Origin of the sequence: Sinorhizobium sp. 22678, from assembly GCF_052044265.1 — a bacterium.
Classification (GTDB): domain Bacteria; phylum Pseudomonadota; class Alphaproteobacteria; order Rhizobiales; family Rhizobiaceae; genus Sinorhizobium; species Sinorhizobium meliloti_A.
Genome location: NZ_JBQEMS010000001.1, coordinates 217591 through 233990, shown reverse-complemented (window position 1 = coordinate 233990; position 16400 = coordinate 217591). Strand labels below are relative to the sequence as shown.

Here is a 16400-nt window from a genome sequence, read left to right as displayed (position 1 = left end):
GTTGGTTCATATCGATGTGAGACGTGCAGTTCATGAAGATCACGGATCTGGCGGGATCGAATTTCCCGGAACTTTCGGCGCAGCTGAAGGGCGACGCCGCAACCATCGAGATCGGCGGCATCACGGCCGACAGCCGGCAGGTCAAGCCCGGCGATCTCTTCGTCGCCGTTGCCGGATCGAAGGCTGACGGGGCTGCTTACATAGCGGATGCGCTGTCTCGCGGAGCCTCGGCGGTCGTCGCCGGAAAAGGCGCCCAGGCGGAAGCGGGTGCGCCCGTCTTTGCGATCTCCGAACCGCGAAGGTTCCTGGCAAAGGCGGCATCCAGCTTCTACGAGCGCCAGCCGGAGACGATGGTGGCGGTCACGGGCACGGCGGGAAAGACGTCCGTTGCCTCCTTCACCCGGCAGATCTGGGCGCATAGCGGCTTCTCGGCGGCGATGATCGGCACCACGGGAGTGGTGGCGCCCGGCCGCACCGAATACGGCTCGCTGACGACCCCCGACCCGGTATCCCTGCATAAGCTGCTTGCCGAACTTGCCGATGAGGGCGTGACCCACGCGGCAATGGAGGCTTCGAGCCACGGCCTGGACCAGTGCCGGCTGGACGGGGTCAACCTCGCGGCCGCCGCCTTTACCAATCTCGGCCGCGATCACATGGATTACCATCCGACGGTCGAACACTACATGGCCTCCAAGATGCGCCTCTTCGGGGCGCTCCTGCCGAAAGGTTCGCCGGCGGTGATCTTCGCGGACGACCAATGGTCCGCCGAGGCGATCGCTGCCGCTCGCAAGGCCGGCCACGATGTGCGCACCGTCGGGCGCAATGGCGATTTCATCGCGCTGAAGCGCGTCGAGCATTTCCGCCACAAGCAGTCGGCGGAGGTGCATGTCGGCGACGACATCTACGAAATTCACGTGCCGCTTGCCGGTGATTTCCAGATCGCCAACGCGCTCGTTGCCGCGGGGCTCGCAATGTCCACCGGGATCACCGCAAAGGCGGCATTCTCGGCGCTGGAGAGGCTGCAGGGCGCTTCGGGGCGGCTGGAGCTCGTCGGACAGACGAAAGACGGCGCACTCGCCTATGTGGACTACGCCCACAAGCCGGACGCACTCGCAAACGTACTGGAGTCCGTGCGTCCCTTTACCACCGGCCGGGTCGTGGTGGTTTTCGGATGCGGCGGCGACCGGGACAAGGGCAAGCGCCCGATCATGGGAGAGATTGCCAGCCGCCTCGCCGATGTCGTGATCGTCACCGACGACAATCCGCGCTCGGAAGTACCGGAAGTGATCCGTGCCGAGATCATGGCTGCGGCCAAGGGGGCTACGGAAATCGGCGATCGCGCCGAGGCGATCCGTGCGGCCGTCGGAATGCTGAAGACCGGCGATACGCTGATCGTTGCCGGAAAAGGGCATGAAGAGGGGCAGACGGTCGGTTCGGTGACGCTGCCTTTTTCCGACCACGCGGAGGTCCGCAAGGCACTGGGAGGTCTTTGATTTGAACTGGCTCTGGACAAGCAGCGATCTTCTGGCCGCCATGAACGGCCGCCCGGTCGGGAACCTGCCCGAAGGGATCACCGGCATTTCGATCGACAGCCGCACGATCGGCGATGGCGAGGCCTTTTTCGCGATCAGAGGCGATCGCGTCGACGGCCACGACTATGCCGGGATCGCGCTTGCAAACGGAGCCGCGCTCCTGGTCGTCAGCGAAGCGAAACTCCCGGCGCTGGGGCGCCTGACCGCCCCGATGATCGTCGTTGACGACGTGCTGGAGGCGATGATCCGGCTCGGTTGCGCCGCCCGCGACCGCAGCGCGGCGAAAATCATCGCCGTCACGGGATCGGTGGGCAAGACCACCACGAAGGAGATGCTGAGGCACGTGCTGTCGCCCCTCGGCCGGGTCCACGCCTCCGTGGCGTCCTTCAACAATCACTGGGGCGTGCCGCTGACGCTTGCGCGCATGCCGGAGACGACCGATTTCGGGGTCTTCGAGATCGGAATGAACCATGCGGGCGAAATTCTGCCGCTGACACGGATGGTCCGCCCGCATGTCGCGGTCGTGACCAGCATTGCCGCCGCCCATCTGGGCAATTTCACGAGCCTGGACGAGATTGCGGCCGCCAAGGCCGAGATCTTCGAAGGCGTGGTCAATGGCGGCCATGCGGTCATCAATCGCGACAGCGCGCAATACGAGCTCCTCGAAAGGGCGGCTGCGGCGGCGGGGGTCAGCCATGTCCATTCCTTCGGCGCAAATCCGAGATCGGAGTTCCGTCTGGCCGAGTTTGCCGGGGGAGCGGAAAGCTCGGTGCTCTGGGCCGCCGTCGGAGGCAGAACGCTTGAGGTAGCGATAGGGGCACCCGGGCGCCATATTGCCGAGAACGCCTTGGCGGCGATCGCCGCGGCGACGCTGGCAGGCGCGGATACCGATCGCGTCGCCGCGTCGTTTGCGACGATGCAGCCGGAAAAGGGCCGGGGGCTGCGGCATCACCTCAGGATCGGCACCGGGCACCTCACCGTGATCGACGAAAGCTACAACGCCAATCCCGCCTCGATGCGGGCGGCGATCTCGCTTCTGCGCGATGCAGAGCCGTCACCCGGCGGGCGACGCATTGCCGTTCTCGGCGACATGCTGGAAATGGGCGAGCATTCGGCGGCGGTTCATGCGGCGCTTGCGAGACCCATTGTCGAGGCGGGTATTGCCGATGTCTGGCTGGCCGGGCCCGAGATGGCCCATCTGCGCGACGCCCTGCCGCAGGAGGTATCCGTCGTCCATCGGGACCGGGTGGATGATCTCACGGCCTACGCGCTCGGAGCTGTCGCGGCCGGCGACGTAGTAATGGTCAAGTCTTCGAAGGGCACCGGTTGCGCAAAGATCGTCCAGGCGCTTCTCGATGCCTATCCGCAGGAGACGGCCGGAGCAGGGGAAGTATAGGGACGTTGCCATCGCTGCATGTTTCCTCGAACCCGGAACCGGTCTGCGGAAGAACATGCGGCTACTGAAAGCGCTGCGGCGGCTCTTGTACGCCCGAAAGGGTGCGCGGCGCCGCAGTGCTGGTGGATACGCCCTTCGGCCAGGGGAAATGGCCTAACATAGTCGAACGCAAGCGGGTATCTTCTGGCAGATGATTCTGTTGGACGATGTCCGATTATAAACTTCTGGGGGAAAGGTCCCTTATGCTGATCTGGCTTGTGGAACTGGCGGACCACTTTCAATTCTTCAATCTCTTTCGCTACATCACCTTCCGTACGGGGGCGGCTCTCTTCACCTCTGCCTTGATCGTCTTCCTGTTCGGCCCCGCCATGATCGCATCGTTGCGCATCCGCCAGGGCAAGGGCCAGCCGATCCGTGCGGACGGCCCCCAGACGCACTTCAAGAAGGCAGGGACCCCGACCATGGGCGGGTTGATGATCCTGACCGGCATCGTGGTGTCGTCGCTGCTCTGGGCCGATCTATCCAGCATCTACGTCGTATCGACGCTTCTGGTGACGCTCGGGTTCGGCGCGATAGGCTTCTACGACGACTATCTGAAGGTGACGAAGCAGTCGGAAAAGGGCTTCTCCGGCAAGGCACGGCTCGGCATCGAGTTCGTGATCGCCGCCGTTGCCGTCTTCTTCATGATGCAGGCGGCGCTTTCCGCGGGGGCGGCGGGTTCCACCTTCGGCTCGTCGGTGACCTTTCCCTTCTTCAAGGACCTGATGCTCAATCTCGGATATTTCTTCGTGCTGTTCGGCGGGTTCGTCATCGTCGGCGCCGGAAATTCCGTAAACCTGACCGACGGTCTCGACGGGCTCGCGATCGTTCCCGTCATGATCGCGTCGGCCGCATTCGGGCTGATCGCCTATCTTGCCGGTAACGCCGTCTTCGCCAATTACCTGCAGATCCATTTCGTGCCCGGCACCGGCGAACTCGCGGTGATCCTCGGCGCCGTGATCGGCGCGGGGCTCGGCTTCCTGTGGTTCAACGCACCGCCTGCTGCGATTTTCATGGGCGATACGGGTTCGCTTGCGCTCGGCGGCCTGATCGGCACCGTGGCCGTCGCGACCAAGCACGAGATCGTCATGGTCATCATCGGCGGGCTCTTCGTCATCGAGACGCTGTCAGTCATCATCCAGGTCTTCTGGTTCAAGCGCACCGGGCATCGCGTATTCCTGATGGCGCCGATCCACCATCACTTCGAGAAGAAAGGCTGGACGGAAAGCCAGGTGGTGATCCGTTTCTGGATCATCGCAGTGATCCTCGCAATGGTCGGCCTCTCCACGCTGAAGCTGCGGTGAGCCACGATGATCCCGGTCACCTCATTCAAGGGCGGGAAGGTCGCACTCTTCGGGCTTGGCGGCTCGGGGCTCGCGACGGCTCAGGCACTCGTTTCGGGCGGCGCCGATGTCGTGGCGTGGGACGACAATCCTGACAGCGTCGCCAAGGCTGCCGCGGCCGGGATAAGCACGGCTGACTTGCGCGGCGTCGACTGGCATGACTTTGCCGCTTTGGTGCTTTCGCCCGGCGTGCCGCTGACGCATCCGAAGCCGCACTGGAGCGTCGATCTCGCGCATCAGGCCGGCGTCGAGATCATCGGCGACGTGGAGCTCTTCGTGCGTGAGCGACGCAAGCACGCGCCCGAGTGCCCCTTCATCGCCATCACCGGCACCAACGGCAAATCCACGACGACGGCGCTGATCGCCCATATTCTCAGGACGAGCGGGCGGGACACGCAGCTCGGCGGCAATATCGGCACCGCAGTGCTCACGCTGGATCCGCCGAAAGCAGGGCGCTTCTATGTCGTCGAATGCTCATCCTACCAGATCGACCTTGCGCCCACGCTCGACCCGACCGCCGGGATACTGCTCAACCTGACGCCGGATCATCTGGATCGCCACGGCACGATGCAGCACTATGCGGATATCAAGGAGCGTCTGGTGGCGGGGAGCGGAACGGCGGTCGTCGGCGTCGACGACAGCCTCTCGAGCCTGATCGCGGATCGGGTGGAGCGGGCAGGAACAAAGGTCGTGCGCATATCGCGCCGCCATCCGCTTGCCGAGGGCGTATATGCCGAAGGCTCGGCGCTGATGCGGGCGCAGGACGGGGCATCGTCGCTCTTTACCGATCTTGCCGGCATCCAGACGCTGCGCGGAGGGCACAATGCCCAGAATGCCGCGGCTGCGATCGCCGCCTGCCTGGCGGTCGGCATCTCCGGGAAGGAAATCGTGAACGGCCTCAGGAGCTTTCCGGGCCTCAAGCACCGGATGCAGCCGGTTGCGAAAAAGGGCGAGATCGTCTTCGTCAACGACAGCAAGGCGACCAATGCAGAGGCTGCAGCCCCGGCGCTTTCGAGTTACGACCGAATCTACTGGATCGCCGGCGGTCTGCCGAAGGAGGGCGGCATCACGTCACTGGCGCCGTTCTTCCCGAAGATCGTAAAGGCCTATCTGATCGGAGAAGCGGCACCCTCCTTCGCGGCGACCCTCGGCGAAGCAGTGCCCTACGAAATCTCGGGGACGCTGGAGAAGGCGGTTGCGCACGCGGCAGCGGATGCGGCGCGGGACATGCAAGGCCCTGCGGCCGTGATGCTTTCCCCGGCTTGCGCAAGCTTCGACCAGTACAAGAATTTCGAGGTGCGCGGAGATGCCTTCGTCGGCCATGTGGCGGCGCTCGAGGGCGTGAGCATGCTGATTTGACGGCTTCGGCCGGTAGTGGATTTTGGCGCGGTACGCGCCCGGAAAGGGGACAGACTGATGGTAAGCCGAGCCGAACGTGGCCCCGTGGCCGACTGGTTCTGGACGATCGACAGATTTTTTCTCGCCGCCTTCATCCTGCTGATGGGCGTGGGCTTCATGCTCTCCTTCGCCGCAAGCCCCCCGGTCGCCGAACGGCTCGGCCTCGACAGCTTCCACTTTGTCAAGCGCCATGCCCTCTTCCTCCTGCCGTCGCTGGTGGTGATGGTCGGCATCTCCTTTCTCTCGCCGCGACAGGTGCGGCGCACGGCAATCATCCTGCTCGTGATCTCCACGGCGATGATGGTGCTGGCTCTGTTCTTCGGCCAGGAGGTCAAGGGCTCCCGGCGGTGGCTGGCGGTCGCCGGCATTTCGATACAGCCCTCGGAATTCATGAAGCCCGCCTTTGTCGTAGTCTGCGCCTGGCTTTTCGCCGAACATGCGCGGCAGCCGGAAATTCCCGGTAATCTGCTGTCGATCCTCCTCTTCGGTATCGTCGGGGCGCTCCTCGTTGCCCAGCCCGACCTCGGCCAGACCATCCTCACTGCGGCGGTCTGGGGCGGCATGTTCTTCATGGCCGGCATGCCATGGCTCTGGATCATCGTGCTCGCGTCGGTGGCGATAGGCGGATTTTTCGCCGCCTATTCCATCCTGCCCCACGTCGCCGGCCGCATCGACCGGTTCCTGACCGGCGAAGGCGATACGTTCCAGGTGGATACGGCCCGCGAGGCGATCATTCGCGGTGACTGGTTCGGCCGCGGCCCTGGTGAGGGCGTGGTGAAGCGCATCATTCCGGACAGCCATACGGACTTCATCTTCTCCGTCGCTGCGGAGGAGTTCGGCATCGTCTTCTGCATGGTCATCGTCATGATCTTCGCCTTCGTGGTCATGCGCGGCCTCAATCATGCCTTCCGCGAGCGCAACGATTTCAATCGATTCGCGGTTGCCGGGCTGGTTCTGCAAATCGGCATCCAGTCGATGATCAATATCGGCGTGAATCTCGAGCTGCTTCCGGCCAAGGGCATGACGCTCCCGCTGATTTCCTATGGCGGGTCGTCGATGGTGGCGATCTGCGTGACGGCGGGGTTCATTCTGGCACTGACGCGTCATCGGCCGGAGAAACGTGCCGTCGAGCGCAGCCTCTTTCGATCGGGCGTCGGAGTGCCGGCGGAGTGAGACATGGATAAAGGCATCATTCTTCTTGCCGCCGGCGGAACCGGCGGGCACCTCTTTCCAGCCGAGGCGCTTGCGCATGAGCTGAAAGCGACGGGCTATTCCGTGCATCTGGTGACGGACAGCCGTGCCGAACGCTTCACGGGGAAGTTCCCGGCCGACGAGATTCATGTCGTGCCGTCGGCGACGATCGGTTCGAAGAACCCGATGAAACTCGCCCGGTCGGTGTGGAAGCTCTGGACGGGGCTGAGGGCGGCCCGGCGACTGATTGCCAGGCTTAGGCCCAGGGCCGTCGTCGGCTTCGGCGGCTACCCGACGGTGCCGCCGCTGCTTGCGGCCACGGGCATGGGCATTCCGTCGATCATCCACGAACAGAACGCGGTGATGGGCCGCGCCAACAAAATGCTCGCATCGCGGGTCAAGGCCGTCGCCGGCGGCTTTCTCCCGGAAGGCGCCGGAGCCTTCGCGGCGAAGACCGTGGCGACCGGAAATCCTGTGCGTCCGGCGGTGCTGAAGGCTGCCGGGCTTCCTTATGCGCCGGCTGCTGGCGATGCGCCCTTTCATCTCGTGGTCTTCGGCGGCAGCCAGGGCGCGCAATTCTTCTCGAAAACGGTGCCGCAGGCGGTCTGCCGGCTCGACGACGCGCTGCGCCAGCGGCTGAAGGTGACGCAGCAGGCCCGGCCCGAGGACCGCGAAGGCGTCATCGCGGTCTACGAGAAGCTCGGCGTTCCCGCTGAGGTATCTCCCTTCTTCACCGACATGGCCGGTCGGATCGCTTCGGCGCAGCTCGTTATATGCCGCTCGGGCGCGTCCACCGTTTCGGAAATCTCGGTCATCGGACGCCCGGCGATCCTGGTGCCGTATCCCTACGCTCTCGACCACGACCAGGCAGCCAATGCCGCGGCACTCGCCGCGAAAGGGGGGGCGCGCGTGATCGCGCAGGTGGAGCTCAGCGCCGAGCGGCTCGCCGGCATCCTTGCGGATGCGATGAGCAACCCAGATGCGCTGGCGCAGATGGCGGCCGGCGCCCGCCAGACCGGCAAGCCGGATGCCGCGCGCTTGCTTGCCTTGCTGGTAGAGGCTATTGCCAGCGGCTCGACAGTCGCGAAGTTCAAGGAAACACGCTCATGAAGATGCCGAAGACGATCGGGCTCGTACATTTCATTGGTATCGGCGGCATCGGCATGAGCGGTATTGCCGAGGTCCTGCACAATCTCGGCCATCGCGTCCAGGGTTCCGACCAGGCCGACAGCGCCAATGTGCAGCGTCTGCGGGAAAAGGGCATCAGCGTCTCCATCGGGCACAAAGCGGAAAATCTCGGCGATGCCGAGGTGGTCGTCGTCTCGACGGCGATCAAGAAGGACAACCCCGAGCTCATCGCTGCCCGCGAGAAGTTCCTGCCGGTCGTGCGGCGTGCCGAGATGCTTGCCGAGCTGATGCGCTTCCGCAATGCAATTGCGATCGGCGGGACCCATGGCAAGACGACGACGACCTCGATGGTCGCCGCCCTGCTCGATGCGGGCGGCCTCGATCCGACCGTGATCAACGGCGGCATCATCAACGCCTACGGCACCAATGCGCGCATGGGCGCCGGCGAATGGATGGTAGTCGAAGCAGACGAATCCGACGGCACGTTCCTGAAGCTGCCGGCCGACATCGCGGTCGTCACCAATATCGATCCCGAACATCTCGACCACTACGGCAATTTCGACGCCGTGCGCGCGGCATTCCGGCAGTTCGTCGAGAACGTGCCCTTTTACGGTTTTGGCGTGCTGTGTCTCGACCATCCAGAGGTCCAGTCCATGGTCGGCAAGATCGAGGACCGGAAGGTCGTCACCTACGGCGAGAACCCCCAGGCCGACGTGCGCTTCCACAATATCCGCATGGACGGTGCGACTTCCATCTTCGATATCGAGATCCGCCGCCGCCGCACGGGCCAGGTGATCGCGATCAAGGACCTCAGGCTGCCGATGCCCGGACGCCATAATGTCTCCAACGCCACGGCTGCCGTGGCGGTCGCGCAGCGGCTCGGCATCAAGCCCGAGGACATTGCGAGAGGTCTTGCCACCTTCGGCGGCGTGAAACGCCGCTTTACTCTGACGGGTGAGTGGAACGGCGCGCGCATCTTCGACGATTACGGCCACCATCCCGTCGAGATCAGGGCGGTCCTGAGGGCGGCGCGCGAGGCGTGCCAGGGGCGCATCGTCGCGGTCCACCAGCCGCATCGCTACTCGCGCCTGTCGAGCCTCTTCGAAGACTTCACATCCTGCTTCAACGACGCCGATACGATCCTGCTCGCTCCGGTCTATGCGGCCGGCGAGGAAGCCATAGAGGGCGTCAGTTCGGAAGCGCTTGTCGACCGCATCAAGGCTGCCGGCCATCGCGATGCCCGCCACATCCCCGGACAGGAGGCACTGGCGCCTGTTATCGCGAAGATTGCACAGCCGGGCGATTTTGTGGTTCTCTTGGGAGCTGGCAGCATTACCTATTGGGCCGCGGCCTTGCCCAAGCAGCTCGCGGAAATTTCAGGAAATCGAGCATGAAACAGGTCAACGGTCAGAAACTTCTCGATTCGCTCGGAAACGGCGTCGCTGCAATCCGCGGACGTCTCACGCCCGATGCGCCGATGGACCGCGTTACCTGGTTTCGTGCGGGCGGTCTCGCCGAGCTCATGTTCCAGCCGCACGACACCGACGACCTCGTCGCCTTCCTGAAGCTGGTGCCCGAAGAGGTGCCGGTAATGGTCGTCGGCGTGGGCTCCAACCTGCTCGTGCGCGACGGCGGTATTCCGGGGGTCGTCATCCGGCTTTCGGCGAAGGGCTTCGGCGATCTGGAACTCGCCGGTGAAAACCGCATCAAGGCGGGCGCGATCTGCCCGGACAAGAACATCGCCGCCATGGCGCTCGACCATGGTATCGGCGGCTTCTACTTCTATTACGGCATTCCCGGTTCGATCGGCGGGGCACTCCGCATGAACGCCGGCGCCAATAGCGGCGAAACCAGCGAACGCGTCGTCGAGGTCCATGCCGTCGACCGCAAGGGCAACAGGCATGTCCTGAGCAAAGCCGAGATGGGCTACGGCTACCGCCATTCCGGCGCGGCCAAGGAGCTGATCTTCACGCATGCGATCTTCGAGGGCTATGCGGAAGACAAGACCAAGATCCGCACCGACATGGACGCCGTGCGCCAGCATCGCGAAACGGTGCAGCCGATCCGCGAGAAGACCGGCGGATCCACGTTCAAGAACCCGGACGGCCACTCGGCCTGGAAGCTGATCGACGAGGCCGGCTGCCGCGGGATGATGATCGGCAATGCCCAGATGTCGCCGCTTCACTGCAATTTCATGATCAATACCGGACAGGCGACTGGCTACGAGCTCGAATATCTCGGCGAGACCGTGCGCCAGCGGGTGATGGAGCATTCCGGCGTCAAGCTGGAATGGGAAATCAAGCGGGTCGGCAATTTCATGCCGGGCTATGAAATCAGGGAATTCCTCGGCCGCGCCACGGCCTGATCCGAAATCGGGACCAAGAAAAAGGCCGCGGCGGATATCCGACGCGGCCCTTTTTTCCGGATTATTCCATCTCTCAGCCCGAGACCTCTTCCTCGTTCGAAAGAAGCAGGCAGACGAGCGTGATCGATGCCGCCGCCAGCAGATAGTAGCCGACATGGCCGAGGCTGTAATTGGTCGCGAGCCAGGTGGCGATATAGGGCGCCAGCGACGCGCCGAAGATGCCGGCGAGGTTGAAGGTCATCGAGGCGCCGGTATAGCGCACCGCCGTCGGGAAGGGGGCCGCCAGCGCCGCGCCGATCGGCCCGTAGGTGAGGCCCATCAGGCCGAGGCCGACGATCGAGAAGACGAAGGCCCCGCCGAGACCGGATGACAGAAGCGGTGCCATGAAGAGGCCGAAAACGCCGATGCCGATCGTCGTCAGCACCAGCACGAGGCGTCGGCCGAAGCGGTCCGAAAGTATGCCGGAGACCGGGATCATCAGACCGAAGAAGACGACGCCCGTCATCTGTACGAGCAGGAACTGTTCGCGCGAATAGCCGAGCTTGGTCGTGCCCCAGGAGAGCGAGAAGACGGTCATCAAATAGAACAGGACGAAGGTCGCGAGCGCCACGAAGGTGCCGAGTACGAGGCTTCGCTTGTGCGAGCGGAAGATCGCCGCGACCGGCACCTCGACACGCTCGTGCTTGTCGATCGCCTTCTGGAATTCCGGCGTTTCGGTGATCTTCAGGCGGACATAGAGGCCGACGATCACGAGCAGCACGCTGGCGATGAAGGGGACGCGCCAGCCCCAGGCGAAGAAGGCCTCTTCGCTCATGACTTCGCCGAGGATGAGGAAGGTTCCTGCCGACAGGATGAAGCCGATCGGCGCGCCCAGCTGCGGGAACATGGCGTACCAGCTCCGCTTGCCTTCGGGCGCATTCTCGGTGGCGAGCAACACCGCGCCGCCCCATTCGCCGCCGAGGCCGAGGCCCTGACCGAAACGGCAAAGGGCAAGCAGCAGCGGTGCCACGACGCCGATCGTCGAATAGGTGGGCAACAGGCCGATGATGACCGTGGAAATGCCCATGGTCATCAGCGCGGCGACGAGCGTCGCCTTCCGGCCGATCCTGTCGCCGAAGTGACCGAAGATCACGGCGCCGAGCGGGCGGGCGAAGAAGGCGATCGAAAAGGTGGCAAGGGACTGCAGCATTGCCGAGGTCGGATCGGCTGCAGGGAAGAAAAGGTGCGGGAAGATGATTACCGCTGCGGTCGCATAGACATAGAAGTCGAAGAATTCGATCGTGGTGCCGACCAGGCTGGCGAACAGCACCCGGGCAGGGGAGTTCACGGCCTGCCGATGCAACGCACCATCCTGCGGCGACAGCGAGGTTGTCGCGTCTGTCATTGGTTCGTTCCTGTGGCAATTCGCGGGAAAGCGAGTAAACTCTCCCCCGCCGGAATTGCGTAGTTTCAGAGGGTTAGATCAGTTCGCTGTCCCATGGACGCAAAAAAATGATCTGGCGGTTATGCCGTCTTGGGAGGCGGGCGGCCGGTTCTTAGCGCAAGTTTTCACATCGAGAAAGTCCGATTTCGTAAGAAATGCGAACTAAATGCGCTTGCCGGCGCAGCAATATTCCACCGGCGCATCGCCCCGGTGTGCTCGAGGGGTCGACATGCCCACTTACATGAATTCAGGGCTTCCCGTATTGCGGGCATCGCCAGGAAATACATCTCCTGCTTGACGAGAATCGAATACTGGAGAACTCTCGCCGGCGAAGCGTTTTGCTTCGATTTGGGGGAATATTCATGTTCAGAAAGCTCTCTGCGGAATTTCTCGGTACTTTCTGGCTCGTTCTCGGTGGGTGCGGCAGCGCCGTACTTTCCGCTGCCTTCCCGGAGGTCGGCATCGGCCTGCTCGGGGTCTCCTTTGCCTTCGGCCTTACGGTGCTGACCATGGCCTATGCGGTCGGCGGAATTTCCGGCGGCCATTTCAATCCGGCGGTATCGGTCGGACTTGCCGTAGCCGGCAGAATGCCGCCGGCGAGCCTCGTCGGTTACATCATCGCGCAGGTCGCCGGCGCGATCGCCGCAGCTGCCGTGCTCTACGTGATCGCCAGCGGCAAGGCCGATTTCCAGCTTGGCGGTTTTGCCGCCAATGGTTACGGCGAACATTCTCCGGGCGGCTACTCATTGACGGCGGCTCTCGTCACCGAGGTCGTCATGACCGCCTTTTTCCTGCTCATCATTCTTGGCTCGACGCATGGCCGCGTGCCTGTGGGCTTCGCGCCCATCGCCATCGGCCTGGGGCTGACCTTGATTCACCTCGTCTCGATCCCCGTCACCAACACCTCCGTAAATCCGGCCCGATCGACCGGACAGGCGCTGTTCGTCGGCGACTGGGCCATTTCCCAGCTCTGGCTCTTCTGGGTCGCACCGCTGATCGGTGCAGCCATTGCCGGAATCGTATGGAAAATCGTCGGCGACGATAGCTAGATCGGGAAAGATAGCGCCACGTAAGACCATGTAGAGCCCGCCTGCACACGCAGGCGGGCTCTGCCTTTCCTAAGATTATTTCCCTTGCAAGCCACAGAAAGCTCTGATTCAGCTAGGAAATCTTGTCTCTGATTGATTCTTGGCGGGTTTCGCCGAAGCGCGTTTCGCGGCGAGAGTTAACCAAAGTAAACACTTCATTAACCATAATGTCGTTGTAGTGGTTCCACGCGGCGGTCACGCGAATCGAGGCTTCGAAATCAGCCAGGTGCAAGCAAGCTTCGCGATAGTGGCGTATTGTTTGGGGGTTTGAATGAGCAGCAAGCATGTTGCTGTCCTGTTGGGCGGATTTTCCTCGGAGAGGCCGGTGAGCCTGTCTTCGGGGACGGCTTGCGCGGATGCCCTGGAGGCGGAAGGCTATCGCGTCACGCGCGTCGATGTCGGTCGCGACGTCGCAGCGGTTCTTCAGGAATTGCGCCCGGATGTCGTCTTCAATGCGCTTCATGGGCCGTTCGGCGAAGACGGGACGATCCAGGGCATTCTCGAATATCTCGAGATCCCCTATACCCATTCGGGCGTCCTGGCTTCGGCGCTGGCCATGGATAAAGACCAGGCAAAGCATGTCGCCAAGGCTGCCGGCATCCCGGTTGCCGAGGCGCTGGTCATGGACCGGCGCAGCTTCGGCAATCAGCATCCGATGAAGCCGCCCTATGTGGTGAAGCCGGTCCGCGAGGGGTCGAGCTTCGGGGTGGTGATCGTCAAGGAGGATCAGTCGCATCCGCCTCAGGTGATCACCTCAAGCGAGTGGCGCTACGGCGACCGCGTCATGGTCGAGCGCTATATTGCCGGACGCGAATTCACCTGCGGTGTCATGGGCGATGTCGCCCTCGGCGTCACTGAAATCATCCCGCAGGGGCACGCCTTCTACGATTACGACTCGAAATACGTAAAAGGTGGTTCGAAGCACGTCATACCTGCACAGATTTCACCAAATATTTACCAAAGAATACAAACACTGGCGTTGAAGGCGCATGAGGCGATTGGTTGCCGCGGCGTCAGCCGGTCCGACTTTCGTTTCGACGATCGTGGGGATGGTGAGGGCGAGTTGATCTGGCTCGAGATCAACACCCAACCCGGCATGACCCCAACGTCCCTGGTGCCCGAAATGGCGCAGCATGCGGGTCTTCAGTTCGGTGAATTTCTCAGGTGGATGGTGGAGGACGCGTCGTGCTTGCGCTGAGGGGCAGAAGGGGCAAGAGGGTTCGTTACCCGGCCGGCGCTGTCGCCGAGGCGGATGAAGCGTTCGTCCTGCCGCGGCCGCTGCGCAAGGGCGTGCGCTTTCTGATCAGCCTTGGCGCCGGTCGAATCCGCTTCCCGAATCATACCGGAACAGTTTCCGCCGCAGCTTTCATGGTGGCCACGGGCCTTTACGGCATGTCGCTCGGCGGCCACACGCAGAGTTTCGCGCAGGTCTCGACGACTGCCGCCGGCTTCGCGATCGAGGACGTCCGCGTTTCCGGCAACGCGCAGACCTCCGAGATCGACATTCTCCAGCAGCTCGGCCTGGACGGCACGACGTCACTGGTGGCGCTCGACATCGAGGAGGCGCGTCGGCTTATCGGCGAACTGCCCTGGGTGGAGACCGTCACGGTGCGCAAGATCTATCCGGGTACGATCGAGGTCGTTCTCAAGGAGCGCGAAGCCTTCGGTATCTGGCAGCACGGATCGGATCTCTCCCTGATAGAGCGTAGCGGCAGCGTCATCGCGCCGCTCAGGGACAACAAGTTCGCCAGCCTGCCGCTTTTCGTCGGCCGCGACGCGGAGACGGCGGCGGCCGCGTTCTACGATGAATTTTCCCGCTGGCCGGAGTTCCGCTCCCGCGTCAAGGCCTTCGTGCGCGTGGCCGGGCGTCGCTGGGATCTGCGGCTCAACAACGGCGTCGTCGTGAAGCTTCCGGAAAAGGATGTTGCGCGCGCGATGAGCGTGCTCGCCGGTATGCAAGACACGCATCAGTTGCTGGAGCGCGACATCGCCGCCGTCGATCTCAGGCTCGAAGACCGCACGACCGTACAGCTGACGCCGGAAGCCGTGAAGCGCCGGGAAGTCGCACTCAAGGCGAGGGAGAAAATGCTGAAAGCCCAGGAGAAGCGGATATGAGTTTGTTCGGATCCGCCAATTTCGGCCTTCCGCGTCTGAAACCCTTGCCCTCGAAGCGGTCGCATGTCGTGTCGGTGCTCGATATCGGCTCGACCAAGGTGGTATGCATGATCGGCCGCCTGACGCCGCGTGCCGAGAGCCAGATCCTGCCCGGGCGCACGCACAGCATCGAGGTCATCGGCATCGGTCACCAGAAGTCGCGGGGCGTCAAGAATGGCGTCATCGCCGATCTCGACGCGGTCGAAAGTGTCGTCCGGCTTGCGGTCGATGCAGCCGAGCGCATGGCGGGACTGACCATAGACAGCCTCATCGTGAATGTTTCCGCCGGCCGCCTGCAGAGCGACGTCTATACCGCGACGATCGATCTCGGCGGGCAGGAGGTCGAGGCGAACGATCTGAAGAAGGTACTCGCTGCCGCGGGTCACCAGTCGCTGCGCACCGATCGTGCCATCCTGCACTCTCTGCCGACAGGCTTCTCGCTCGACGGCGAGCGCGGCATCCGCGACCCGCTGGCGATGTTCGGTGACGTTCTCGGCGTCGACATGCATGTGCTGACGGCGGAGCGGCCCGCACTGAAGAACCTTGAGCTCTGCGTCAACCGCGCTCACCTCTCGGTCGAGGGCATGGTCGCGACGCCCTATGCCAGCGGCCTTGCGGCACTCGTGGATGACGAGGTCGAGCTCGGATGTGCGGCCATCGACATGGGCGGCGGTACGACGACGATCTCGGTTTTCGCCGAAGGCAAGCTCGTCCATGCGGATGCCGTCGGGCTTGGCGGCCACCATGTCACGACCGATCTTGCGCGCGGCCTGTCCACCCGCATCGAGGATGCCGAGCGCCTGAAGGTCGTGCACGGTTCGGCGCTTCCGAACAGCGCGGACGAGCGCGATATCATTTCGGTTCCGCCGATCGGCGAAGACGACCGCGACCAGCCGACACACGTGCCGCGCGCTCTGGTCTCGCGCATCGTTCGCGCTCGCATCGAAGAGACGCTGGAACTCATACGCGACCGTATCCAGCGGTCCGGTTTCAGCCCGATCGTCGGCAAGCGGATCGTATTGACGGGGGGAGCCAGCCAGTTGACAGGCCTGCCGGAAGCGGCGCGGCGCATCCTTGCACGCAATGTCCGCATCGGCCGCCCGCTCGGCGTATCCGGACTGCCGGCCGCTGCCAAGGGCCCGGCCTTCTCCACGGCCGTCGGGCTGATGATCTACCCTCAGCTCGCCGACCTCGAGACGCATGCCGCCGGCAGCGGCATGTTCTCCACCCTCGGCGGCAACAGCCGTTTCGCCCGCATGGGGCAATGGCTGAAAGAAAGTTTCTAGACCGCTCGGCATAGCGCCGAACGGGACAGGTGTTCGAGTTTGAAGGAATTGGCCGGC

At 63.5% G+C, this 16400-nt stretch carries 14 protein-coding genes; 12 read left to right on the top strand and 2 right to left on the bottom strand.

Features of this window, described 5'->3' with window-relative positions; translation table 11 throughout:
• Positions 1-32 precede the first annotated feature (32 nt).
• The 8 genes from ACTJKL_RS01305 to murB all read left to right on the top strand — a co-directional run bounded on the left by ACTJKL_RS01305 (position 33) and on the right by murB (position 10392).
• A complete protein-coding gene (locus ACTJKL_RS01305; RefSeq protein ID WP_338282378.1) occupies positions 33-1493 on the top strand; it encodes a UDP-N-acetylmuramoyl-L-alanyl-D-glutamate--2,6-diaminopimelate ligase in 1461 nt (486 codons plus the stop codon).
• A 1-nt stretch (position 1494) separates the two neighbouring features.
• Positions 1495-2928 (top strand): UDP-N-acetylmuramoylalanyl-D-glutamyl-2,6-diaminopimelate--D-alanyl-D-alanine ligase, encoded by a 1434-nt coding sequence (locus tag ACTJKL_RS01300; protein ID WP_440851979.1) that lies wholly within the window; start codon positions 1495-1497, stop codon positions 2926-2928.
• 242 nt (positions 2929-3170) lie between these two features.
• Positions 3171-4271: a phospho-N-acetylmuramoyl-pentapeptide-transferase gene (mraY, locus tag ACTJKL_RS01295; RefSeq protein ID WP_018095458.1), complete on the top strand. Its 1101-nt coding sequence runs from the start codon at positions 3171-3173 to the stop codon at positions 4269-4271.
• A gap of 6 nt (positions 4272-4277) precedes the next feature.
• Positions 4278-5669: a UDP-N-acetylmuramoyl-L-alanine--D-glutamate ligase gene (gene murD / locus ACTJKL_RS01290; RefSeq protein WP_440851978.1), complete on the top strand. Its 1392-nt coding sequence runs from the start codon at positions 4278-4280 to the stop codon at positions 5667-5669.
• A gap of 57 nt (positions 5670-5726) precedes the next feature.
• Positions 5727-6881: a putative lipid II flippase FtsW gene (gene ftsW, locus ACTJKL_RS01285; protein ID WP_440851977.1), complete on the top strand. Its 1155-nt coding sequence runs from the start codon at positions 5727-5729 to the stop codon at positions 6879-6881.
• A 3-nt stretch (positions 6882-6884) separates the two neighbouring features.
• A complete protein-coding gene (gene murG, locus ACTJKL_RS01280) occupies positions 6885-8009 on the top strand; it encodes an undecaprenyldiphospho-muramoylpentapeptide beta-N-acetylglucosaminyltransferase (protein WP_324762018.1) in 1125 nt (374 codons plus the stop codon).
• Positions 8006-9421 (top strand): UDP-N-acetylmuramate--L-alanine ligase, encoded by a 1416-nt coding sequence (murC, locus tag ACTJKL_RS01275; RefSeq protein WP_018095454.1) that lies wholly within the window; start codon positions 8006-8008, stop codon positions 9419-9421. The genes murG and murC overlap by 4 nt, the downstream gene beginning before the upstream one ends.
• Complete coding sequence (gene murB / locus ACTJKL_RS01270) at positions 9418-10392, top strand: UDP-N-acetylmuramate dehydrogenase (protein ID WP_018095453.1); 975 nt, start codon at positions 9418-9420, stop codon at positions 10390-10392. Before murC ends, murB begins: the two co-directional genes overlap by 4 nt.
• 73 nt (positions 10393-10465) lie before the next feature.
• Here murB and ACTJKL_RS01265 read toward each other — a convergent pair whose 3' ends face one another.
• Entirely contained in the window at positions 10466-11776 is a 1311-nt protein-coding gene (locus tag ACTJKL_RS01265) for an MFS transporter (RefSeq protein WP_440851976.1), read from the bottom strand.
• A gap of 401 nt (positions 11777-12177) precedes the next feature.
• Here ACTJKL_RS01265 and aqpZ point away from each other — a divergent pair, with 401 nt between their 5' ends.
• The gene (gene aqpZ, locus ACTJKL_RS01260) at positions 12178-12864 is read left to right on the top strand and encodes an aquaporin Z (protein WP_100671693.1); all 687 of its coding nucleotides are present in this window, start codon (positions 12178-12180) and stop codon (positions 12862-12864) included.
• Between the two features lie 112 nt (positions 12865-12976).
• On the opposite strand, the gene ACTJKL_RS01255 is transcribed toward aqpZ, so the two are convergent.
• Positions 12977-13189 (bottom strand): hypothetical protein, encoded by a 213-nt coding sequence (locus ACTJKL_RS01255; RefSeq protein WP_157813664.1) that lies wholly within the window; start codon positions 13187-13189, stop codon positions 12977-12979.
• Between ACTJKL_RS01255 and ACTJKL_RS01250 the strand changes: the two genes are divergently transcribed.
• From ACTJKL_RS01250 to ftsA, 3 genes are read left to right on the top strand one after another with little or no spacing between them, the layout of a single operon-like run.
• Positions 13175-14101: a D-alanine--D-alanine ligase gene (locus tag ACTJKL_RS01250; RefSeq protein ID WP_440851975.1), complete on the top strand. Its 927-nt coding sequence runs from the start codon at positions 13175-13177 to the stop codon at positions 14099-14101. The genes ACTJKL_RS01255 and ACTJKL_RS01250 overlap by 15 nt on opposite strands.
• Positions 14089-15018 (top strand): cell division protein FtsQ, encoded by a 930-nt coding sequence (gene ftsQ, locus ACTJKL_RS01245; protein ID WP_018095449.1) that lies wholly within the window; start codon positions 14089-14091, stop codon positions 15016-15018. The genes ACTJKL_RS01250 and ftsQ overlap by 13 nt, the downstream gene beginning before the upstream one ends.
• Positions 15015-16343 carry a cell division protein FtsA gene (gene ftsA, locus ACTJKL_RS01240; RefSeq protein ID WP_440851974.1) on the top strand — a complete coding sequence of 443 codons (1329 nt, stop codon included), beginning with the start codon at positions 15015-15017 and terminating at the stop codon, positions 16341-16343. The genes ftsQ and ftsA overlap by 4 nt, the downstream gene beginning before the upstream one ends.
• Positions 16344-16400 lie beyond the last annotated feature (57 nt).

Coding starts and splice junctions, on each gene's coding strand:
- ACTJKL_RS01250 (WP_440851975.1), top strand. CDS start 13,175: ATGAGCAGCAAGCATGTTGCTGTCCTGTTGGGCGGATTTTCCTCGGAG.
- ftsA (WP_440851974.1), top strand. CDS start 15,015: ATGAGTTTGTTCGGATCCGCCAATTTCGGCCTTCCGCGTCTGAAACCC.
- ftsW (WP_440851977.1), top strand. CDS start 5,727: ATGGTAAGCCGAGCCGAACGTGGCCCCGTGGCCGACTGGTTCTGGACG.
- murB (WP_018095453.1), top strand. CDS start 9,418: ATGAAACAGGTCAACGGTCAGAAACTTCTCGATTCGCTCGGAAACGGC.
- ACTJKL_RS01265 (WP_440851976.1), bottom strand. CDS start 11,776: ATGACAGACGCGACAACCTCGCTGTCGCCGCAGGATGGTGCGTTGCAT.
- ACTJKL_RS01255 (WP_157813664.1), bottom strand. CDS start 13,189: ATGCTTGCTGCTCATTCAAACCCCCAAACAATACGCCACTATCGCGAA.
- ACTJKL_RS01305 (WP_338282378.1), top strand. CDS start 33: ATGAAGATCACGGATCTGGCGGGATCGAATTTCCCGGAACTTTCGGCG.
- murG (WP_324762018.1), top strand. CDS start 6,885: ATGGATAAAGGCATCATTCTTCTTGCCGCCGGCGGAACCGGCGGGCAC.
- murD (WP_440851978.1), top strand. CDS start 4,278: ATGATCCCGGTCACCTCATTCAAGGGCGGGAAGGTCGCACTCTTCGGG.
- aqpZ (WP_100671693.1), top strand. CDS start 12,178: ATGTTCAGAAAGCTCTCTGCGGAATTTCTCGGTACTTTCTGGCTCGTT.
- murC (WP_018095454.1), top strand. CDS start 8,006: ATGAAGATGCCGAAGACGATCGGGCTCGTACATTTCATTGGTATCGGC.
- mraY (WP_018095458.1), top strand. CDS start 3,171: ATGCTGATCTGGCTTGTGGAACTGGCGGACCACTTTCAATTCTTCAAT.